The sequence below is a fragment of the Mesorhizobium sp. WSM4807 genome (genome assembly GCF_055811615.1).
In genome coordinates, this window is sequence record NZ_JBVVQY010000005.1 from 304,808 (window position 1) to 326,775 (window position 21,968).

The 21,968-nt window shown below is 63.2% G+C and carries 18 protein-coding genes and 1 riboswitch; of the genes, 7 read left to right on the plus strand and 11 right to left on the minus strand.

The genetic code is table 11. The features are described 5' to 3' along the window. The first annotated feature begins 172 nt into the window (after nt 1–172). Nucleotides 173–1,036: an RNA polymerase factor sigma-32 gene (locus AC0L3N_RS09370; protein ID WP_123150152.1), complete on the plus strand. Its 864-nt coding sequence runs from the start codon at nt 173–175 to the stop codon at nt 1,034–1,036. Nucleotides 1,037–1,039: 3 nt separating this feature from the next. Here AC0L3N_RS09370 and AC0L3N_RS09375 read toward each other — a convergent pair whose 3' ends face one another. The 4 genes from AC0L3N_RS09375 to thiB form a co-directional block, all read right to left on the minus strand. Continuing rightward, on the minus strand, nt 1,040–2,467 hold the full coding sequence (locus AC0L3N_RS09375) for a M48 family metalloprotease (RefSeq protein ID WP_473547288.1): 1,428 nt from the start codon (nt 2,465–2,467) through the stop codon (nt 1,040–1,042). 299 nt (nt 2,468–2,766) lie between these two features. Continuing rightward, nucleotides 2,767–3,537 (minus strand): thiamine ABC transporter ATP-binding protein, encoded by a 771-nt coding sequence (thiQ, locus tag AC0L3N_RS09380; protein WP_473486387.1) that lies wholly within the window; start codon nt 3,535–3,537, stop codon nt 2,767–2,769. Beyond that, nucleotides 3,537–5,156: a thiamine/thiamine pyrophosphate ABC transporter permease gene (thiP, locus tag AC0L3N_RS09385; RefSeq protein WP_473547241.1), complete on the minus strand. Its 1,620-nt coding sequence runs from the start codon at nt 5,154–5,156 to the stop codon at nt 3,537–3,539. The genes thiQ and thiP overlap by 1 nt, the downstream gene beginning before the upstream one ends. Before the next feature lie 232 nt (nt 5,157–5,388). Next, nucleotides 5,389–6,402 carry a thiamine ABC transporter substrate binding subunit gene (gene thiB / locus AC0L3N_RS09390; RefSeq protein ID WP_473547243.1) on the minus strand — a complete coding sequence of 338 codons (1,014 nt, stop codon included), beginning with the start codon at nt 6,400–6,402 and terminating at the stop codon, nt 5,389–5,391. A gap of 43 nt (nt 6,403–6,445) precedes the next feature. Next, nucleotides 6,446–6,560, minus strand: a riboswitch (TPP riboswitch). Nucleotides 6,561–6,662: 102 nt separating this feature from the next. Between thiB and AC0L3N_RS09395 the strand changes: the two genes are divergently transcribed. The 4 genes from AC0L3N_RS09395 to AC0L3N_RS09410 are packed head-to-tail and all read left to right on the plus strand — an operon-like array spanning nt 6,663 to nt 9,727. Next, nucleotides 6,663–7,307, plus strand: coding sequence for a thiamine diphosphokinase (locus tag AC0L3N_RS09395; protein ID WP_473547245.1), 645 nt, complete (start codon nt 6,663–6,665; stop codon nt 7,305–7,307). A 1-nt stretch (nt 7,308) separates the two neighbouring features. Beyond that, on the plus strand, nt 7,309–9,129 hold the full coding sequence (locus AC0L3N_RS09400; RefSeq protein ID WP_473547246.1) for an ABC-F family ATP-binding cassette domain-containing protein: 1,821 nt from the start codon (nt 7,309–7,311) through the stop codon (nt 9,127–9,129). Between the two features lie 56 nt (nt 9,130–9,185). Then, nucleotides 9,186–9,428 carry a type II toxin-antitoxin system CcdA family antitoxin gene (locus AC0L3N_RS09405; protein ID WP_123150288.1) on the plus strand — a complete coding sequence of 81 codons (243 nt, stop codon included), beginning with the start codon at nt 9,186–9,188 and terminating at the stop codon, nt 9,426–9,428. Beyond that, complete coding sequence (locus AC0L3N_RS09410) at nt 9,428–9,727, plus strand: CcdB family protein (protein WP_473547248.1); 300 nt, start codon at nt 9,428–9,430, stop codon at nt 9,725–9,727. Before AC0L3N_RS09405 ends, AC0L3N_RS09410 begins: the two co-directional genes overlap by 1 nt. A 32-nt stretch (nt 9,728–9,759) precedes the next feature. Here the strand turns inward: AC0L3N_RS09410 and AC0L3N_RS09415 are convergent, their stop codons facing one another. Next, nucleotides 9,760–11,442 (minus strand): hypothetical protein, encoded by a 1,683-nt coding sequence (locus AC0L3N_RS09415; RefSeq protein WP_473547250.1) that lies wholly within the window; start codon nt 11,440–11,442, stop codon nt 9,760–9,762. Between the two features lie 73 nt (nt 11,443–11,515). Then, entirely contained in the window at nt 11,516–12,814 is a 1,299-nt protein-coding gene (locus AC0L3N_RS09420; protein WP_473547252.1) for an adenylosuccinate synthase, read from the minus strand. Between the two features lie 323 nt (nt 12,815–13,137). Here AC0L3N_RS09420 and AC0L3N_RS09425 point away from each other — a divergent pair, with 323 nt between their 5' ends. Then, nucleotides 13,138–14,028 (plus strand): DMT family transporter, encoded by an 891-nt coding sequence (locus AC0L3N_RS09425; protein ID WP_473547254.1) that lies wholly within the window; start codon nt 13,138–13,140, stop codon nt 14,026–14,028. Nucleotides 14,029–14,141: 113 nt separating this feature from the next. Here the strand turns inward: AC0L3N_RS09425 and serA are convergent, their stop codons facing one another. From serA to glmM, 5 genes are all read right to left on the minus strand, one after another. Beyond that, the gene (gene serA, locus AC0L3N_RS09430) at nt 14,142–15,740 is read right to left on the minus strand and encodes a phosphoglycerate dehydrogenase (RefSeq protein ID WP_473547256.1); all 1,599 of its coding nucleotides are present in this window, start codon (nt 15,738–15,740) and stop codon (nt 14,142–14,144) included. A gap of 179 nt (nt 15,741–15,919) precedes the next feature. Further along, nucleotides 15,920–17,095 carry a phosphoserine transaminase gene (locus AC0L3N_RS09435; RefSeq protein WP_473547257.1) on the minus strand — a complete coding sequence of 392 codons (1,176 nt, stop codon included), beginning with the start codon at nt 17,093–17,095 and terminating at the stop codon, nt 15,920–15,922. A 185-nt stretch (nt 17,096–17,280) separates the two neighbouring features. After that, the gene (locus AC0L3N_RS09440) at nt 17,281–18,030 is read right to left on the minus strand and encodes an outer membrane protein (RefSeq protein WP_473547259.1); all 750 of its coding nucleotides are present in this window, start codon (nt 18,028–18,030) and stop codon (nt 17,281–17,283) included. A gap of 191 nt (nt 18,031–18,221) precedes the next feature. Continuing rightward, on the minus strand, nt 18,222–19,052 hold the full coding sequence (locus AC0L3N_RS09445) for an outer membrane protein (RefSeq protein WP_473547261.1): 831 nt from the start codon (nt 19,050–19,052) through the stop codon (nt 18,222–18,224). Between the two features lie 224 nt (nt 19,053–19,276). Further along, nucleotides 19,277–20,629, minus strand: a complete 1,353-nt coding sequence (gene glmM, locus AC0L3N_RS09450; protein ID WP_123150287.1) for a phosphoglucosamine mutase — start codon at nt 20,627–20,629, stop codon at nt 19,277–19,279. Nucleotides 20,630–21,141: 512 nt separating this feature from the next. On the opposite strand from glmM, the gene AC0L3N_RS09455 reads away from it, so the two are divergent. Continuing rightward, the gene (locus AC0L3N_RS09455; RefSeq protein WP_473547263.1) at nt 21,142–21,807 is read left to right on the plus strand and encodes a hypothetical protein; all 666 of its coding nucleotides are present in this window, start codon (nt 21,142–21,144) and stop codon (nt 21,805–21,807) included. Nucleotides 21,808–21,968 lie beyond the last annotated feature (161 nt).

The following is a 21,968-nucleotide window of genomic DNA, read 5'->3' on the forward strand; positions in this document are numbered from 1 at the left end:
CGACCACCGCAACGAGCTTTCGGCAGTGCAATCCACGCGACATCAGTGGCGGAACCATTCACCCGCGTGGCACGTTCTTGGCTGTTGTAGGGCGCGGCGTCGCCAATTCAACCACGATGCCAGCTTAGGGTTCGAGCGATCGCACCGCAACGCCCGGAACAGGGAGCGTGGCATGATGGAAGATATGGCAGGGCGAACCATGGTCCGCGCGGCGATGAAAGCCCCCTATCTTGAGCGCGACGAAGAGCATCTTCTCGCGATGCGCTGGAAGGAAGACAACGACCAGCAGGCGCTGCACCAAATCGCCATGGCACATATGCGTCTGGTCATTTCCATGGCCTCGAAATTCCGCCACTACGGTCTGCCGCTCGGCGATCTGGTTCAGGAAGGCCATGTCGGCCTGCTGGAGGCGGCGGCCCGCTTCGAACCGGAACGCGAGGTGCGGTTTTCGACCTACGCGACATGGTGGATTCGCGCCTCGATGCAGGACTATATCCTGCGCAACTGGTCGATCGTGCGTGGCGGCACCAGTTCGGCGCAAAAGGCGTTGTTCTTCAATTTGCGGCGCCTGCGCGCCCGCTTGGCGAACGGTGCCGAGCCGATCTCGAATACCTCGCTCTATCGCGAGGTGTCGGTCGCGCTCGGCGTCTCCGAGGCTGACGTGGCGATGATGGACTCCCGCCTTTCGGCACCGGATAGCTCGCTCAACCAGCCACTCGCCGACGATGCGGGCGCCACCGAGCGAATGGATTTCCTGGTTTCGGACGATCCTTTGCCGGACGAGGTCGTGGGCGACACGATCGATGTCGAACGCCGTTCTGTCTGGCTGAAAACGGCGCTCGGCGCGCTCAATGCCCGCGAGCTCAGGATCATCGAGGAGCGCCGGCTGAGCGACGAGGGCGCGACGCTCGAAGCCCTCGGCGAGGCGCTCGGCATCTCCAAGGAACGCGTCCGCCAGATCGAGGCACGCGCCATGGAAAAGCTCAAGGTGGCGCTGGTGAAGCAAAACCCCGAGTTTCTGGCGACAGCCGCCTGACTCTTATTTGTCGGTGATGATCTTGACCTTGTCGCCGGCCGAAACGGCTGCACCGGGCGACATCGCATTGAGCACCCTGAACAGGTCGAGCTTGCGGTCGACGCCGACCATCTGCGCGGCGAGCGAACCCATGGTCTGTCCGGGCCGCACCGTGACAACGCGGATATGCAGAGGCTTCAGCGCCGCTTTCTCGGCCGCGCTCAAGATACGGAAGGAGCCGCTGACCGAGCGCGCCACGGCATCCAGCGAGGCGCTGGTGGAAGGGGCAGCGGTCAACAGGCGGTAGACCTGGCCACCGGCGCGGATCACCGCGATGTCGAACTGCCAGCCCTCGGCGCTGGCATGCGCCGTCGCCGCCTCGTTGCCATTGATCGTTTCCTGGCGCACGCTGCTTTTGTCGAGACCGGCCACCCAGCCGCTGCGGATGTAGTCGGTCAGTGAGCGGCTCTTGTCGATCGAAACGCCGTCGAAGCGAATCGCTATGTCGCCTGGGCCGGTTGCCGTCACCGCTGCGGCCGAGTTGTCGATGATGAAGCCGTCGGGCACCGAGAGCGACACGCCGAGCCCTGGATGTAGGAAGGTTTCGCCACGCACATAGCCCTCCTCCGGCGTGTCGCCGTAGAGCAGGCCGTCTATGCCGGCGAGGAAGGCGTCGCGGTCGCGCGTGCCGACGCCAGGCGCGCCGAACTGGCGGGCATGACGCTGCGCCAGATCGATGCGCTGCGGCGTGTTAGGATGCGTCGCCAGGAAGTCGAGGCTGGCGTCGGTGGCGCCGCTGATCGAGCGGAAATCGGTGTAGGCCGACATCGACTGCAGGAAGCGGCCGGCGGCAAAGGGATCGAAGCCCGCCTCGCCGATCGACTTGATGCCGATGCCATCGGCCTCAAGCTCCTGATTGCGCGAGAACTGGGCAAGCCGCAGCTTGCCGCGGATCAGTGCCGCCTTGGCGGTCGGGCTGTCGCCGAGCACGTCGGAGACGACCTTGGTTGCAAACCCCTCCTCAGCCTCGAGCTGCTGGCGCTGCAAGCCGTGGTTTGCAGTGACGTGGCCCATCTCATGCGCGATGACCGCGGCGAGCTCGGCCGAATCGTTGGCCAGCGCCAACAGGCCGCGCGTGATGTAGAGATAGCCGCCCGGCAGCGCGAAAGCATTGACGTTGGGCGAATTAAGGATGGTGATGCGGTAGGTCTGGCTCGGGTTGGCCGACACCACGGTCAGGCTGCCGACGACCTTGGCGACCATGCGCTCGAGCTTGGGATCGGAATACTCGCCGCCATAAGTGGCCAGGATGCGCGGATGCTGCGCCTTCGCCATTTCGGCGAGCTTGCTGTTGGCGGCGACATTGTCGACCGTGATCGGTTTGCTGGAAGGTTGGAAGCCGGATTCCTGAACGTCCGGCGGCGTGAACATCTGGCAGCTTGCCAGCGCCATGGCAAAGCCGGCCAGCGCGAGGAAGCGCGCCAGCGGTTTCCTTCTCACTCTGTCGGTGCCGGTCGGCAGAACAGCTTCCTTTCGGGTCTCAGCACATGGCCCCGAAAATCGGGCATCGATTTTCAGAAAGGATCATGCGCACAATCAACTGCCACAGCGTCCTTCGCGGCCATGAGCACGCATGGCACACCGTAGTGGCAAATCACAACCTATGCCGGACCAGTATCGGAGGACCTAGTCACACTACTTTGACCATGGCAAGCAAGCACCACATCGCCTGAAGCCGGTTTGGCCGTAAATTATGTCCGCTTCCGGGCAACATCTCGTGATCCCGCGCCAAACGGACCTGCACCGATATAGCGCCGGAAGGCCTCCGGTCCAGCCTTGGTAAAAAAATCGGCGACAGTCCCGGTTGCGGCAACCGTGCCATTGTCCAGGAACACCATGTCCTGGCCGATACGGTGGGCATCCTCCGGCTGATGCGTGACGAACAGCACCGTCATGCGCCGCTCCGCATGGACGCCGGCTACCAGATCGAGCATGTCGTCGCGCAAGGCTGGTCCGAGCGAGGCGAACGGTTCGTCGAGCAAGAGCACCGGCCGGTCGCGCACCAGGACGCGGGCGAGCGCGACGCGCTGCCGCTCGCCACCGGAGAGTTCGCGCGGCAGGCGCTGTTGCTTGCCGGCAAGGCCGACGCGCTTGAGCGCCCCGGCGATTGCAGCGTGGTCGCCCTCGGCCAGCCTGAGCGACGGCGAGCGGCCAAGGCCGACATTTCGTTCGACCGAAAGATGGGCAAAGAGATTGTTTTCCTGGAACACCATCGACACTGGCCGCGCCGACGGCGGTTTGGCGCCGACATCGGCGCCGCCGATCAGCACGCGGCCCGATCGCGGCGTCTCGAAGCCGGCCACCAGATTGAGCAGCGTCGATTTTCCCGAACCGCTCGGCCCCATGATCGCGGTGATCTTCGAGGCGGCGAACTCGACATCGAATAAAAACGGCGCTTCGCGATAGCTGAACGAGACCTTTTCCAGCCGCACAGCCGTACCGCTTTCCGCGCTGTTGAGCATCATGATTTTTCTCCCTGCCCCAGCCAGTCAGCGGCCAAGACAAGCGCAAGACAAACCAGGCCGAGCAGCAACGCCAGGCCTGCCGCGTCCATCGTGCGGTAGCTGCCCATGCGCGCCAGCAAGAGGTAAGGCAGTGTCTGCAGGGAGTCGCTGCCGAACAGGGCAATGACGCCGAGATCGCCGAGCGACAAAGCCATGGCGAACGCGAAACCGGTGGCGAGCGGCCGCCGCAGCGACGGCCAGTCGACCAGCCGGAACCGGTTCCAGCCCGAAATGCCAAGCAGCAAACAGAGCCGTTCGTGGCGTTCGCTCGCCGCATCATAGCCGGGGCGAATGGCGCGGATGGCAAACGGCATCGCCATTACCGCATTGACGGTGACGACCATGACAGGGGCGATGGCAAAGACGTCGCTGACAGTACGCAGGAGCAGGAACCAGCCGGCGCCGATGACGATGGGCGGCACGACGAGGACGAAGCCGGCGCCGGTATCGGTGGCGTATTCGAGCAGCGTCCTGGCGCCGACGCGACGCCTCAAGGCCAGCGCCCGTCGTGCCATGACGAGCGACAGCGACAGCGCCACTGAAAGCAGCGCCGCCAGCAGGGCGAGCACGGCGCTGGTCAGCGTCGCCTGCCGCACCGCGATCTCGCCCGCCAGCCGGCCGAGATCGGCGCCAAGGCCTGACGTCACCATGGCAGCCATCGGCCCGGCGACGAACAGCAATGCGAGAGCGATCAATGCTGTATTCAGCACGGTCTCGGCCGGGCCGGCCGAAAGATAGCGGCGCGGTGCCACCGGCAGGTTGGCGTCGCCGACGATGTTGGCGCCAAGCCGCATCAATGCCAGCACCACGACGAAGGTCAGCGCGATCTGCAGCAGTGTCAGCGTCACCGCGCGGGCAGGATCGAAATCGAAACGCAGTGCCTGGTAGATGGCGACCTCCAACGTCGTCGCACGCGGCCCGCCGCCCAGCGTGAGCACGATGGTAAAGGATGTGATGCAGAGCATGAAGACAAGCCCGGCGACGCCCGGCAGCGCCGCACGCAGCGTCGGCCATTCAATCAGCCGGAAGGCGGGTCTGGCGCCCATGCCGAGCTGGCTCGCCAACCGCCACTGGTCGGCCGGCACTGTCGTCAGCGCTTCAAGGAACAGCCGCGTGGCCAGCGGCAGATTGAAGAAGACATGGGCGATGAGGATGCCGGACAGGCCGTATATGCCCGGCCAGCCCTGACTGGCAATCGCGGTGAGCACGCCGGCGAAATAGCCGGCACGGCCATAGAGAGCCAGAATGCCGAGTGCGGCGACGATGGCCGGCAGCGCAAGCGGCACGGCGAAGAGCTGCAGGATCAGGCCGCGACCAAAGAAGCGCGGGTGCCGCGACAGCGCCCGCGCAACGAACAGCGCCGGCACGACGGAAAGCAGTGTCGACAGCAAAGCCTGCCACAGCGTGAAACGGGCGACGCGGAAGAGGTAGGAATCGAAGGCCGACATGGCGCCGGACGGGTCGCGGGCGCCTTCGACGATGAGCCCGGCGAACGCTCCGCCGACCAGCAGCGCAACAGCGGCAAGCGCGATGGTGCCCGCGGTGACGCGGGGATCGGCAGGATATCCGGTATGCATGCCGCCTTGCCTAGTTCAACGATCGTCGAAGCAGAAAATATGGTTGAGGTCGAGTTCCCGCCCACCCCCCTCTGTGCTGCCGGACATCCCCCTCAAGTAGGGAGATTGGCAGCTTCACCCTCGCCTCGATTGGCGAAAGCGGAAGTGACATCGATCTCCCCCCTTGCGGGGGAGATGGCCGGCAGGACAGAGGGGGGTGGCGTGGAGCGAACACCATGCAGAAATCTAAGTCCTATTTGCTCATCACCGACAGCCATTCGTCGACCCAGGCCTTGCGGTTGGCGGCGACCACTTCCGGGCTGAAAAGCAAAGTCTTGGTCGGCTTGACGAGCTTGTCGAAAGCCGGATTGAGCGGCTTGTCGGTCTTGCCGGCCGGGAACATCCAGTTGGTCTCGGGGATGACATCCTGGAATTTCGGTCCGGTCATGAAAGTCAGGAACTGTTTCGCCAATGGGTTCTTCGCGCCTGACGTGGTGATGCCGGCAACCTCGATTTGCAGATACGCGCCCTCCTCGAAGGACGCCGCCTGATAGCGTTCGGTGTTTTCGGCGACCATATGATAGGCCGGCGACGTGGTATAGGACAGCACCATCGGCGCCTCACCCTTGGTGAACAGGCCATAGGCCTCGCTCCAGCCCGGCGTCACGGTGAGCACCTTTGCCCTAAGCCTGGCCCAGGCTTCCGGCGCCTTGTCACCATAAACCGACCTCACCCACAACAACAAGCCGAGACCGGGCGTCGAGGTGCGCGGATCCTGGATGACGATCTTCTCATCGGCATTGCCCTCGACCAATTCCTTCAGGCTCTTCGGCGGCGTCTTCAGCTTTTCGGTGTCGTAGACGACGGCGAAATAGCCATAGTCGAACGGCACGAAAACATCGTCGCTCCAGCCGCCCGGCACATTGACATCGATGGCGGCACCATGCGGCGAAAACAGGCCGGTGGCCTTGGCTTCCGCAGTCAGATTGGTGTCGAGGCCGAGCACGATGTCGGCCTTGGTCGCGGCCCCTTCCAGCTTGACGCGGTTGAGCAGGGCGACGCCGTCGGCGACCGCGACGAATTCGAGAGTACAGCCGCATTCGGCCTCGAAGGCCTTCTTCACCGCGGGGCCTGGACCCCAGTCGGCGGTGAAGCTCTCATAGGTATAGACCGTGAGTTTTTCCTGCGCGGATGCCGGCCCGATGCCGGCGGGAACAGTCACCGCAAGCAGCACTGCCGAAACTAGAGTGTATAAAAACGTGCGCATCGGCGCCTCCTTCGTTCGCGTTGAAAGGAATTGAGGCGTCGGGCTGTCCGAAACGTCTAATCCCTCCGCCGGTACAAACCGGATCAGGTTCAGCGGGTTGGCATGGTCGCCTCTCAGCTGGTTCGCGAAGATCGCGTCCAGCACCCCGTTAGAGCGTTTCGACACATAGGCCCGGCCCAGTTGCGGCGCAAGCGGAAGTTTGCCAGGCATCTGGAACGCGGCCTTCCGTTTGGCAAGCAGGGCTGGTAAGGGCCACGCATATGAGCAAATTCACCATCCTGCTTGGCGGCGATCTAATCCGCACGCCGCTGCTCGACCGCCAGGTCGAAGGCTCCCGTGTCATCGCCGCCGACGCCGGCATGAGCCATGCCCGGACGCTGAACCTGACGCCGGAACTCTGGGTCGGCGACTTCGATTCGGTGCCGGCGGACTTGCCGGACGAGCTGGCCGCCGTGCCCCGCCAGGTGTTTCCGGCAGAAAAGGACAAGACCGACGGCGAACTGGCTATCGCCGCCGCGCTCGAACGCGGCGCGACCAGTCTCGTGCTCGCCGGCGCGTTCGGCGGCAAGCGCACCGACCACGCCTTCCTGCACCTGGCGCTCAGTGTCCGACTGGCCGAGGCAGGGACGGAGGTGCTTTTGACCAGCGGCGCACAGGAAGGCACTCCCTTGCTTCGCGGAAAGGCCGGCTTCGACTACGCCGATGGCACGCTGTTTTCGATTCTCGGCTTTTCCGACCTTACCGGCCTGACCGTGACCGGCGCCAAATGGCCGCTGAACCATATCGAGATGGCGTTCGGTTCGTCGCTGACCATTTCCAACGAGGTCAAGGGCCGGCTGGAAATTGCGCTGGGCAGTGGCCGCGCGCTGTTGCTCGCCCACCCATTCCCCTTACCTGGAAGCTGACATGGCGCCGCCACTTCTCAATCTCGACGGCATAAGACTGACCTTCGGTGGCACGCCGCTGCTCGACGGGGCGGAACTGACGGCGTCGGCGGGCGACAAGATCGCTTTGGTCGGCCGCAACGGCTCGGGCAAGTCGACGTTGCTCAAGATCGCTGCGGGATTGATAGAGCCGCAGGACGGCGAGGTGTTCCGCCAGCCCTCGGCGACAGTGCGCTACCTGCCGCAAATGCCCGACTTGGATGGTTTCGCCAGCGTCCGCGCCTATGTCGAGGCGGGGCTCGGACCCGCCGACGATCCCTACCGCGCCACCTATCTGATGGAGCATCTCGGCCTGTCCGGCGACGAGCGGCCGAACGATCTCTCCGGCGGCGAGGCGCGCCGTGCCGCCCTTGCCCGCGTCATGGCGCCGGAGCCCGACATTCTCCTCCTCGATGAGCCGACCAACCATCTCGACCTGTCGGTCATCGAATGGCTGGAGGAGGAGCTCGCCCGCACCTCTTCGGCGCTGATCGTCATCTCGCACGACCGCCGCTTCCTCGAGCGCGTGTCGCGCGCCACCGTCTGGCTCGATCGCGGCCAGACCCGCACGCTGGACAAGGGCTTTGGCCATTTCGAGGAATGGCGCGACACCGTTCTGGAAGAAGAAGAACGCGAGCAGCACAAGCTTGGCCGCCAGATCGTGCGCGAGGAGCACTGGCTGCGCTACGGCGTGACTGCAAGGCGCAAGCGCAACATGCGCCGGCTCGGCGAACTGCAGACCATGCGCCAGCGCTTTCGTGGCCATCGCGGCGCCGAGGGTGCGGCGACCATGGTGGCCAGCGACGCCGCCGAATCCGGCAAGCTGGTGATCGAGGCCAAGACCATCGAGAAGAGCTTTGGCGACCTCTCTGTGGTCAAGGGCTTCTCGACCCGCATCCAGCGCGGCGACCGCGTCGGCCTGGTCGGCCCGAACGGTGCCGGCAAGACGACACTGCTGAAGATGCTGACCGGCGAATTGAAGCCGGACTCAGGCACGGTGCGGCTCGGCACCAATCTGGAGATCGCCACGCTCGACCAGAAACGCGACGCGGTCGATCCGCAAGAGACACTGGCGCAATACCTCACCGACGGGCGCGGCGAGAACCTCGTCATCAATGGCGAGCAGCGCCACGTCGTCTCCTACATGAAGGATTTCCTGTTCAAACCGGAACAGGCGCGCACGCCGGTGCGCGAGCTTTCGGGCGGCGAGCGGGCGCGGCTGCTGCTCGCCCGCGTGCTGGCGCGGCCGGCGAACCTGCTGGTGCTCGATGAGCCGACCAACGACCTCGACATGGAGACGCTGGAATTGCTGCAGGAACTGGTCGCCGGTTTTGCCGGTACGGTGATCCTCGTCAGCCACGACCGCGATTTCCTCGACCGCACCGTGACCAGCCTGGTCGCGCCGGACGGCGGTGGCCGCTGGATCGAATATGCCGGCGGCTATTCCGACATGCTGGCGCAGCGCGGCGGCACCAAGCTGGACGACCGCAAGGCACGGCCAAAGGCCGAGACCAGCGAAGTGGTGGCGGTAGGCAGGAGCGAAGCAGCTGCGCCGAAGGGCTCGGCAAAAAAACTGTCGTTCAAGCAAAAATTCGCGCTGGAATCGCTGCCGAAGAAGATCGAGGCGGTGACCGCCTCGATATCACGGCTGGAGGACAACATCGCCGACCCGGCCTATTACGAGCGCGATCCGGCCTCGTTCCAGAAGACCATCGCCGCCCTCGACAAGGAGCGCGCCACGCTGGCAGCGCTCGAGGAGGAATGGCTGGAACTTGAAATGTTGCGCGAGGAGATGGAGGGGTAGGCATTGCATGCGTGCTTTCGTGCGCCTATCTTATGCGCATGAATGGGAGCTGCTCCATGCTTCAATCGACTCCAAAAGCCCAACGAAAATCGGTCAATACCTCGATCGACTCCAGATTGATCGAGGACGCCAAGGCGCTCGGTATTAATATATCTCGCGCCGCCGAGGAGGGTATCGCCAAGGCGATTTCAGCCGAAAAAACGCGCCGGTGGCAGGAGGAAAACAGGGAGGCGATCGAGAGCTCTAACGACTATGTCAGGCGCAACGGACTGCCACTGGCCAAGTACCGGCCGTTTTGATGGCGCGTTACGATTTCTACCGGAGAGCTGAAGGCGACGGCTATCTGCTCGACGTTCAGGCTGATCTTCTTGAAGGTCTAAACACAAGGATTGTCATCCCGTTGATGCCGCCCAACATGGCCCCGGTGCCGGGGCGCCGGCTAAACCCCACCTTCACGATCAACGGCAGTGACCATGTCATGGTCACTCAATTCATGTCAGCCTTGATGGCTTCTGAATTGCGTGCCGCCGAAGGAAATCTTTCCAGCCGACACGACGACATCGTGGCCGCAGTCGACATGCTGTTCCAGGGCTTCTGAGCCAAGGGAACGTTGAGGCTGGTTAGCCGGCCTCAGCCCGCCGTCTTTGTTTGCCAGGCCTTCAGCGCTTCGTCGAACACCTTCTCGCCGGGAATGCCCTTTTCCATGGTGAGCAGCGCCCGCCGCCCGGTCTTGTAGACCACCGGCACGTCGATCCAGTTCTGGCCCCGGAGCAGGGTCAGATTGGCGTCTTCGTCCGCCTTGGTATCGTTGAGAGCGACCAGGAAGAAGCCGTCCGCGATTTTTGCCGGGATGCCGATCAGCGGGCTGCCGGCATCCTGTTCAGAGCCCTTCATGGCGACGCGCAGGATATTGTCGACGCCGCCGCCGTCGAAACCATCGGGCGTCAGGAAAATCATCTCGATGATGTGGCTGGCCGGCAGCGTTTGGTCGGTGTTGCGGCGGATGGTCATGCGCAACTGCACGTCCTTACCCGGAATGCTCGCCTCGGCGCGGATTGCCGGCTCGGGCGGCAGATTGCCGCCGGGCGATTCCTGTACCAGCGACCAGACGATGCTGCCGGGCTCGGCCGAGCCTTGGGCGGTGCTGGTGCGCTCCTCGTAGAAGATCGCCTTTTGGCCGACCGCCAGCGCGGTTTCCGCAGGCGCGGCTGTCGGCGCGGCCGGCGCAGCACCGGGGGCCGGCGCTGCCGGGGCGGCTGCGCTATCGGTCGGCGCCGCCGGCGCCGGCGTGGCGCCATCGGCAGGCGGCGTTGCGGGGGCAGCACCCGGCGTGGCGGGCGCAGTCGTGGCTGGCGTATCGCCGGCCGGCGCTGCAGGCGCAGGTGCAGCCGGCGGCGGCGTGGTCAGTGCTGCGACGGATTCGCCCTCTCCGATACCGCTTTGTCCTGGAGCGGGGCCGGGATCGACCTCACCGCCCTCGGGCGTCAGCCGCTGGGTGAACTTTGTGCCCTCGGCATCCGTTGGAGCCGCAGCTGCCGGAGGCCTTGCCGCGGCATCGGTAGCCGGGTCGGCCGGGGTCGGCTTTACTAGCGGCTCTATGGTTGCGACCGTCGTGCTGTTGAGACCTAGCATATTGCTGAACGCGTCCTTGTTCAGCCAGATGCCATAGCCGCCGCCGGCGACGACGAGCAAAGCGACGACAGCGGCGATCAGCCCGCCATAGCTGCGCCTACGCTCAGCAGGACGCAGACGCTGAAAGGTGTCCGGCGCCGGCTCTTCGTCGTTGGGAAAGACATCGTCTCTAAAGGTATCGCTCTTCTCGTCCTCCGCTGGAAGACCCGCGTCCGAAGGCACCGCATCGGTGTGCTCTGGAGGAGAAGCAACGGATGGCGGTTTTTGCCAATTCGGCGCGGCTTTGGCGACAGGCGCCGGCTGCCATGCCGGCTCAGTCTTTACCGGCTGCCATGCCGGCTCATTCTCTGCCGGCTGCCATGCCGGCTCGGTCTTTGCCGGCTGCCGAACATGGCTGGGTTGGTTCTTGTTGCGGTCGATGGAGGAGAAGATGTCTTCCAGCTCCGACAGCGGATCGGACGCCGGCACACTCCTGGTATAATCCCGCTCGACGCTGGCGATGGCGTCTTCCAGGGTGCGCTTATGCTGGGCAACGACCGAAGGCGCCAGCGGCGGTGTGATCTTGGCCAGCTTGTCCGCGATCGTCGAACGGGCCTTGTCATAGACCCTCGCGCGTACCTCCGGCGATGGCTCGCCGAGACCATTGAGCGTCTTTTTCAGAGCACCAACAAAATCTGCCATGCTTCAGTCGACCTGCATTTCGTTTCTGGGCCGGCCCCGCAAATCGGCCGCGATGCCCGGAACGGCTGAGAATCTAGTCTTGAAACGGATCGGTCACAAGTATTGTGTCGTCCCGTTCAGGGCTGGTGGAGAGGAGTGCGACCGGCGCGCCGATCAGCTCCTCGATGTGACGGACATATTTGACTGCCTGTGCCGGCAGATCGTTCCAGCTTCTGGCACCGGCGGTGGTGCCTTTCCAGCCCTCCAGCGTCTCGTAGACCGGTTCGACGCGCGCCTGCGCACCTTGGCTGGCCGGCAGATAATCGATCGCCTCGCCATCGAGGCGGTAGCCGGTACAGACCTTGATCTCGTCCAGCCCGTCGAGCACATCGAGCTTGGTCAGGGCGATGCCCTTGATGCCGTTGACGGCGACGGCCTGGCGGACCAGCACGGCATCGAACCAGCCGCAGCGGCGCTTGCGGCCAGTGACGACGCCGAACTCGTGGCCGCGCGTGCCCAGGAACTCGCCGATCTCGTTCTTCTGTTCGGTCGGGAACGGACCTTCGCCGACACGCGTCGTATAGGCCTTGGTGATGCCGAGCACATAACCGATGGCACCCGGGCCGACACCGGATCCGGCGGCCGCTTGACCGGCGACCGTGTTGGACGAGGTGACGAACGGATAAGTGCCGTGGTCGATGTCGAGCAGCGTGCCTTGCGCGCCCTCGAACAGGATGCGTTCGCCGGCGCGGCGCTTGTCGTCGAGGATCTTCCAGACGCGGTCCATATAGGGCAGGATCTCGTCGGCGACCGAAATCAGCTCACTCATGATGGCGTCATGCGTGACCTCGGCATGGCCGAGCCCACGGCGCAGGGCATTGTGATGCGTCAGCAGCCTGTCGACCTTCTCGGGCAGCGTTTCCAAATCCGCCAAGTCCATCACCCTGACCGCGCGCCGGCCCACCTTATCCTCATACGCGGGGCCAATGCCGCGACGGGTCGTGCCGATCTTCGTTCCGGAATTGGAGGCGGCGTCTTCGCGGAATCCGTCCAGTTCCCGGTGCAAGGACAGGATAAGCGCGGTGTTTTCGGCTATTTTCAGGCGCTCGGGCGTCACCTCGACACCTTGCGCCTTCAATTTCGCCACTTCCGCGACGAAGGCGTGCGGGTCGAAGACGACGCCATTGCCGATGATGGACAGCTTGCCTTGTCGCACCACGCCGGACGGCAGCAGCGACAGCTTGTAGACCTTGCCGTCGACGACCAGCGTATGGCCGGCATTGTGGCCGCCCTGGAAGCGCACGACGACGTCGGCGCGTTCCGACAGCCAGTCAACGATCTTGCCTTTGCCCTCGTCGCCCCATTGCGAGCCGACGACCACCACGTTGGCCATGTTTCTTTTCCCTTGAGGCGCCGTTCGGAGCGGCTTGAAATGGTTCGAAACGACACAGGCTTCTATCGCATAGGCCCGAAAATCGGAATCGATTTCCGGAAAGCACGATGCGGACATTCAAGCCTTGAGACGCGTACTTTGTCCGTCCAAGTGGACGCACGTCGCTCTATAACGTCAAGACCCGGCGAGCGCGACCATTCTTTACCGCCGAAAGCGCCCTCAGGCACAACAATTTTCGCCTTTGACATCATTTACTTGGGCGAACCACCACAATAGGTCGGCATAGACCCTCCGCCTGCCCCTCCCCCGGCTGGAATTTCGCGATGCATCGAACCGCCTATCTGTTCTTGCTGTTCACCACCTTGCTGTGGGGCGGCAACTCCGTGGCCGGCAAGCTGGCGGTCGACCACATTTCGCCGATGACGCTGGTCTTCCTGCGCTGGGTTCTGGCCGTTCTGATCATGCTGCCGATCGGCTGGCGAACGCTGCGCGAGGATTGGCCGGTGGTGCGCCGGCATTGGTTGCTGCTTGGCGGGCTCGGCGCCTGCGGCTTCACCTTCTTCAACGCGATCTTCTACACGGCGCTCAATTACACGACGGCGATCAACGTCTCGATCGAGCAGGCGGCGATCCCGATCGTGATCATCCTAGCCAATTTCGTGCTGTTTCGCCTGCGTGTGAACCAGGTGCAGATCGCCGGCGTCGTGCTGACGATCATCGGTGTCGCCCTGACCGCCAGCCATGGCGATCTGCGCCAGCTTCTCAAGCTGGATCTCAACTTCGGCGACGCCATTATGCTGATCGCGGTGCTTTGCTACAGTTTCTACTCGGTCGGGCTGCGGTTGAAGCCGGCCATACGTTGGCAAAGCCTGATGCTGGCGCTGTCGATTGCCGCACTTGTCACCTCGCTGCCTTTCTTCCTGTGGGAAGTGGCCGCCGGCAAGGGCATCGTCCCCGATGCGCGCGGCTGGGCGATAGCGTTCTACACCGCGATCGGCGCCTCAGTCGTCTCGCAGATCTTCTATATCAGGGGCAACGAACTGATCGGCGCAAACCGGGCCGGCCTGTTCATCAACCTGGTGCCGATCTTCGGTACGCTGCTGTCGGTGCTGATCGTCGGTGAGACATTCCAGCTCTATCAGGGTCTGGCCCTCGTGCTGGTGCTCGGCGGCATCAGCCTCGCCGAATACAGCGGAAGGAAGCTGGCGATTTAGCCGGCAAATGTTCGGGATCGGATCAGAATGGTGCAATCCAGAGCCCGTCGCAGCCATTATTGTCGAAACGCCCCGTGTGCTTGTAGAGCACGCGGCGCGCGCGCGGGCATGTTTTAGGCGCCGCCCACATCGAAATGCAGCCGCTTGGCGGAATCGATCGACTTGTGCGCCCGCACCTGTTCCAGCACGTTTTCCGGAAACGGAGCATCGAGATAGAGCAGCGCGATGGCATCGCCGCCAGGCCGGTTGCGGCCGAGCTGGAAATTGGCGATGTTGACGCCGTTCTCGCCGCAGACCGTGCCGAGCAGACCGATGATGCCGGGCGCATCGGCATTTGTCGTGTAAAGCATGTGCTGGCCGACCTCGGCGTCTAGGTTGATGCCTTTGATTTGGATGAAGCGCGGCTTGCCGTCCGAGAAGCAGGTGCCGGCGATCGAGCGCGTCCTGTGCTCGGTCTTGACCGTGAGCTTGATGTAACCGTCGAACACGCCGGATTTGTCACGCTTGACCTCGGCGACGATGATGCCACGCTCCTTAACCATGATCGGCGCCGACACCATGTTGACGTCGGAGACCTGCGGCCGGATCAGCCCGGCAAGGGTGGCGCTGATCAGCGCGCGCGTGTTCATCGTCGCGGTCGAGCCGTCGAAAAGGATCTCGACCTCCTTGATCGGGTCCTCTGTGACCTGGCCGACAAAGGCGCCGAGCACTTCGGCCAGCTTGACGAAAGGTTTTAGGCGCGGCGCCTCCTCGGCGGTGATCGACGGCATGTTGATGGCGTTGGAAACGGCGCCCTTGATCAGATAGTCGGCCATCTGCTCGGCGACGTGCAGGGCGACATTCTCCTGCGCCTCCATCGTCGACGCACCGAGGTGCGGCGTCGCCACCACATTCTCCATGCCGAACAGTTCGCTCTGCTCCGCCGGTTCGACCTCGAACACGTCGATGCCGGCACCTGCCACCTTGCCGCTTTTCAGCGCCGCGATCAGGTCGGCCTCGACGATCAGCCCGCCACGAGCGCAGTTGATGATGCGCACGCCGGTCTTCATTTTGGCGATCGCCGCAGCGTCGATGATGTTGCGCGTCTTGTCGGTCAGTGGCGTGTGCAGGGTGATGAAATCGGCGCGGGCGAACAGCTCGTCGAGTTCGACCTTCTCGACGCCGAGTTCCTCGGCACGGCTGTCCGACAGGAAAGGGTCGAAGGCGATGACATGCATCTTCAGGCCGACGCCGCGCGTGGCCACGATCGAGCCGATGTTGCCGCAGCCGATGATGCCCAGCGTCTTGCTGGTGATCTCGATGCCCATGAAGCGGTTCTTTTCCCACTTGCCGGCATGGGTCGAGGCATTGGCTTCCGGTATCTGGCGGGCCAGCGCGAAGATCATGGCGACGGCATGCTCTGCGGTGGTGATCGAATTGCCGAAGGGCGTGTTCATCACGATGATGCCCTTGCGGCTCGCCGCCGGGATGTCGACATTGTCGACGCCGATGCCGGCGCGGCCGACCACCTTCAATTTGGTGGCGGCGTTGATCAGCTTCTCGGTGACTTTCGTCGCCGAACGGATGGCGAGGCCGTCATACTGGCCGATCACTTCGAGCAGCTTTTCCTTGTCCTTGCCGAGGTCGGGCAGGTAGTCGACGTCGATGCCGCGATCCCTAAAGATCTCCACGGCAGTGGTGGAGAGTTTGTCTGAGACGAGAACACGGGGCATTGGCTTGGTCCTTTGCGATTGGCGCCCCTCCCCCTTGAGGGGAGGGTCGGCGCGAGCGCCGGGTGGGGTCGTTGCGGCCGGACGCCGCCGAAATCTTTTCTTTCTGGATGGCGGACCGTTGAGTTGGTGGAGGCAACCCCACCGGCCCTTCGGGCCACCCTCCCCTCAAGGGGGAGGGGTCAGGCGGCCGCCTTGAGCGACGCCTTTTGTGCGGCAAAGGCCCAGTCGAGCCACGGCAGCAGCGCTTCGAGATCGGAAGTCTCGACCGTCGCCCCGCACCAGATGCGCAGGCCGGGCGGCGCGTCGCGATAGGCGCCGATGTCGTAGGCGACGCCTTCCTTGTCGAGATCCGAGACAATTGCCCTGGCGAAGGCCGCCTGTCCGTCGGCGTCGAGTGCCGCGATATCCGGGTCGGTGAAGGAAAGACAGACGGACGTGTTCGACCGCGTCGCCGGGTCGGTGGCCAGATGGGCGAGCCATGCGGATCTGCCGACGAAGCCGTCGAGAACAGCGGCATTGGCGTCGGCGCGGGCGATCAGCGCATCGAGCCCGCCGATCGACTTAGCCCAACGCAGCGCGTCGAGATAGTCCTCGACGCACAGCATCGACGGGGTGTTGATGGTCTCGCCCTTAAAAATGCCTTCGATGAGCTTGCCGCCCGAGGTGAGGCGGAAGATTTTCGGCAGCGGCCAGGCCGGCTTGTAGCTTTCCAGCCGCTCGACGGCGCGCGGGCTGAGGATCAGCATGCCGTGCGCACCTTCGCCGCCCAGCACCTTCTGCCAGGAGAAGGTGACGACATCGAGCTTTTGGAAATCGAGCTTTTGCGCAAAGGCCGCCGAGGTCGCGTCGCAGATGGTCAGGCCCTTGCGGCTGGCCGGGATGAAATCGCCGTTCGGCGCACGCACGCCTGATGTCGTGCCGTTCCAGGTGAAGACGACATCGCGGTTGAAGTCGATTTTTGTCAGGTCCGGCAACGCGCCGTAGCCGGCTTCGATCCTGCGCACGTCGGCGAGCTTCAGCTGCTTGACCACATCGGTGACCCAGCCGGAACCGAAACTCTCCCAGGCGACCATGTCGACGCCGCGTTCGCCGAGCAGCGACCACAGCGCCATCTCGACCGCGCCGGTGTCCGACGCCGGCACGATGCCGATGCGGTAATCTGCGGGAATCTGGAGGACCTCTCGCGTCAGCTCGATCGCCTGTTCGAGCTTGGTTTTGCCGATCTTGGCGCGGTGCGAGCGTCCGAGCGCGGCATTGGCCAGCGCCTCGACCGACCAGCCGGGACGCTTTGCACAGGGACCTGAGGAAAAATTGGGATTTGCCGGACGCAGTCCGGGCTTCGTATGCGTCGTCATCGTGGTCTATCCTTCCAGATAGTGGCCCCTCGTTGGGGAGGGGTGGCCCACGGACGGCGATATGCGTTCAGGCTTCCGGCGTCAAGAGGAAAGTTTTTGTCGCTGACGGGATACTGTCGCATCCCCACCGAAAACAGAACGGCGGACCGAAGCCCGCCGCTGGCGTTCCGAGGCTTTCGCCGTGCCTACCAGAGATCGTAGCGGAGCCCGACCTTGATCTGATGATTGCTGATCCCTTTGTCGATCGGATAGGAATCCAAATCCTGTGCGGTGGCATATTCGGCGTCGGGTGCGGAAAAATATTGATAGCCCAGATCAACTGAAAGGTTCTTGGATACTTGGTAGGCAAGGCCGGCGTTCAGCGTATAGGCGAAAGAGTAATGGGTCTTGTTGTCATTCAGGACGAAATCGTCGGCGGGGTCGGCGTTGTCGGTGAAGTAGTCCGCCGAGAGGCGCCGCTTGGTCTGGACAATACCGATACCGGCGCCGAGATAGGGCGTGATCCCGACATAGGTGCCAAGATCGACATAGCCGTTGAGCATGCCCGATAACGCGTAGTTCTCCAGGTCCGCCGATGCCACGGTCGTTCCGTTGTCATAGCTGACGCTGATCTCGTTGCCGGGCAGATAGCCGAGATTGAGATCGGCGCGCAGATAGTCGTTGAAATGGTAGCCGAAGCCGATGCTGGCGAAGATGCGATCTTCTTCGTCGTCGAAGTTCGCTGGCGCGAAGGCGAAGTCCTCATTCTCGAAGCTCTTCTGCACCAGATAGGAGACATCGCCGCGTAGATACCATCCCGAACCGACTTCGACCGGCACATAGTCCGGCGCCTGGTCGACATAGATCGGCGGATCGTAGTCGGCGCCAAGCGCTTGAGGCAGCGGCACTAGGGCGATTGCTGCAAGCGCCAGCGCTACGCGCGATTTGACTGTCATGATAGCCGGCTCCCGAACTTGGCGCCTTTCGCGTCCGCGAGCGCCGTTTCAGGGCATTGTTAACCATAGTGGTTAAGTGGCGGTTAAGGATAACAGCGCGTTAGCGAATTGATTTTGATGCGCGTTCCCGCCACAACGAAAAAAACCGCCCGGCTTTTGCCGGGCGGCCCGCAAACCTGCTCTCGAAGCGATCACTTGGTGTAGACCGGTTCGGGTTCGTAGGCGATCGGCGTTGGCTGGGCGCAGTCCGAGTTGCCGAACTGATAGCGCAGGCCGCCGCGCACTTCGTGCACATTGATACCCTCGTCATGGCCAGGACCGACATTGCTGGCGAAGTTGAACATCTTACCGCCTTCGATACGGCTGTAACGGTAGCCGACATCGAGCTTGACCCGATCGGTCAGGCAGTAGGATGCGCCCGCCATGGCGGCATAGGCAAAACGCCAACCCTTGCCGCCATTGTGGGAGAATTCGCCGTCTTCAATGGTGTTGTGAAGCTTATCCCACTTGACCCAGGCGCCGCCAATGCCAGCGCCGACATAGGGCGTGATGCCGTGCCAGGTGCCGATATCGACATAGGCGTTGGCGAGCAGCAGCAGCGCGGTATAGGACGAGGTGTCGGTCGAAGTACAGGGATCTCCATCGAGGCAGATGCCGGTGGTCGAGCCGCGGAATTCGGATTTGCTCATCCAGTCCGCGGTCAGGTCGGTGCGGAAATACTGGTTGATCTGGTAACCGACGCCGGCACCGGCCGAGAAGGCACCGTCCAGCTCGCCGCTGTCAAAGCGGCCGGTGCCTGGATCCGGCCCGTAGGTGATGTAGTCGCCGCCGCGAAACTCCGACCAGTGATAGTCGATATCGCCGCGAATGTACCAGCCGCCATATTCGACCGGCTGCTCGTAGACCGGCAGCGGCGGGGCCGGCTCGACCACGGGCGGCTCGACGAAGTCGGCGGCGAACACTGGTCCGGCCACGCCCGCGAGCAGCGCGGCAAAGAGGGCCGTTCTTGCTGTATTCAACATGCTTGTCACCCCTGAGAACCCTCGGCACAGCGAACGCGTCCGAATCTGATTGGCTTCAGTCGTGGATAATGAATTGGAAAAGTTAAAAGGCGTTTAACCCTATCGCTTAACCATGAATCTCTAGATCTTTCAGGATTTCGCGTCATTTCCCTGGATTAATTGGAATGCAACCCAATAAAAAAGCCCGCCGGGAGGCGGGCTTTCGAACTGGCAAAGCTGCAGGATCAGGCGGCGCTGCGCGTTTCCGAAATGACCCCGACAATGTCGTTGACGACGGCCTCGACCAATTGCTGGTCATCGCCTTCCGCCATGACGCGAATAAGTGGTTCCGTGCCGGATGGCCGGATGACCAGGCGCCCGGCCTTGCCCAGCCGGTGGCGTGCATCTTCGATCGCCGCCTTGACCGGGGCTTCCTCGAGCGGCTTGCCGCCGGAAATATGGACGTTCTTCAGCAGCTGCGGCACCGGCGCAAACTTCTTCGACAGTTCGCTGACCGGCCGGTTCTGCCGCTTGATGCAGGCCAGCACCTGGAGCGCCGAGACGAGGCCGTCGCCGGTCGTGGAAAAATCGGACAGCACGATGTGGCCCGACTGTTCGCCGCCGACATTCAGGCCGTGCGCACGCATGTGCTCGACGACATAGCGGTCGCCGACCTTGGTGCGGTGCAACTGCAGGTTCATGTCGCCGAGGAAGCGTTCGAGGCCGAGATTGGACATCACCGTCGAGACGACGCCGCCGCCGGCCAGCCGTCCGCTCTGATGCCAGGACTCGGCGATCAGCGCCATGATCTGGTCGCCATCGACGATCGCGCCGTTCTCGTCGACGATGACGACGCGGTCGGCATCGCCGTCGAGCGCGATGCCGATATCGGCGCGCACTTCGTGCACCTTCTTCTGCAGGCCGGCCGGATGGGTCGAGCCGCATTCCTTGTTGATGTTGAAGCCGTTGGGCTCGACATTGATGGCGACGACCTCGGCGCCGAGTTCCCACAGCGCCTCGGGCGCCACCTTGTAGGCAGCGCCATTGGCGCAATCGACGACGATGCGGAGGCCCGACAGTGACATCGACCGTGGCAGCGTGCGCTTGGCGAATTCGATGTAGCGGTCATGGACGCCGTCGACGCGCTTGGCGCGACCGAGCCCGTCCGAATCGGCGAGCGCCAGGTCGATATCCTTGTCGAGCATCCCCTCGATGCGCTCCTCGATCTCGTCGGAGAGCTTGTAACCATCTGGGCCGAACAGCTTGATGCCGTTGTCGTAGTAAGGATTGTGCGAGGCCGAGATCATCACGCCGATGTCGGCGCGCAACGAGCGTACCAGCATGGCGACCGCGGGCGTCGGAATCGGGCCGAGCAGGAACACGTCCATGCCGGCGGCGCACAGGCCCGACACCATCGCATTCTCGATCATGTAGCCGGAAAGTCTGGTGTCCTTGCCGAGCACGACGCGGTGGCGATGGTTGCCGCGCTGGAACGAAAGACCGGCGGCCATGCCGACCCTCATGGCGACCTCCGCCGTCATTGGAAACCTGTTGGCGCGCCCGCGAATGCCGTCCGTACCGAAATAACTTCCTGCCATGCTAGCCAGCTTCCCGATGGTTCTTATCCGGCACGTCATGCCACAAATTGGCCCGAGCCTATCATCACAATGCATGATTATATGTCACCAATCCTTAGAAAATTGTTGGTTTGTGTGTTTTGTGTCACGCTAATGTATTGAGTTTCCTGCCCTGGTTGCGACAGCAGCGTTCAGGAACTTCAGACCGCATCCGGATTCTTTCATGTGCCAATCAGTAGGCATTGAATTCAGAACCCACACGTCGTGTTGCTCTGGACCGGGCATTCAGGTCCGCCGCACTGGCCGACCCGAACGACCCGTCATGTGGGCAGTTCCTGACTCTGGCCCGCCCTATACAAGTTTTCCGTGCAAATGCGCCCGGGAAAATTGCCTGGCGAACAGGAGCTGGCAACGATCTCATGAAAATAATGCACTTTCCGACAGCTTTCACGCCATTTAGCCTCTGGCGCAACCAGCCGTTGAGTGCTATTGCTTGCGCGGTACATAACGTGAACACCTGAGGGAGAAGACGCATGATCATCCATCGACTTGCCACTTTGACGGGTCTTGCCGTCGTGACTTTATTCCTGGCGGCGCCCGCCAATGCGCTGACCATGGCTGAATGCAGCACCAAGTATAACGCGGCAAAGGACGCCGGAACACTTGGCGGGCAGAACTGGAACCAGTTCCGCAAGGCAGAATGCGGCACCGAGGCCGCCGCAACCGACGCCACGCCAGCCAAGGCGGACAGCACCAGCGCTGCAACTACCGATGCGGCCGCCGCGGCGACGACCAAGGCAGCGGCAACTGTCAACGCCGGGAACGGCCTCAGCAGAGCGGATTGCAGCGCCAAATATCAGGCGGCCAAGACCAGCAATACGCTGAACGGCATGAAGTGGAACGACTTCCGCATGAGCCAGTGCGGCGCCGGTGCTTCCGACGATGACACCGTGCCGGCGGCCGATCAGGCAAGCCTCACCAGCCACCCGGAAACGCCGACCCTCATCCCTCCCCAGGGTGTGACGTTTCCGAAGGCGGTCTCCACCAAGTATAGCAGCGAATCCCCGGCCAAGGCCCGCATGCACACCTGCCGCGACCAATATCTCGCCAACAAGGAGGCCAATGCGCTGGGCGGCCTCAAGTGGATCCAGAAGGGTGGCGGCTTCTACAGCCTGTGCAATGCCGCGTTGAAGAGCTGATCGGCAGCAGCATCTGAAGACAGGAAGGCCCCCGCGCCCCCCGGGGGGGGGGGGTTTTTTTTTGGGGGGGGGGGGGGGGGGGCGGCGGGCGCCCGCGCAGCCACAGCCAATATCAGTTGTGTGGGTAAAATTATGGAAAAAATGCGGGGGCTAGAACCGTG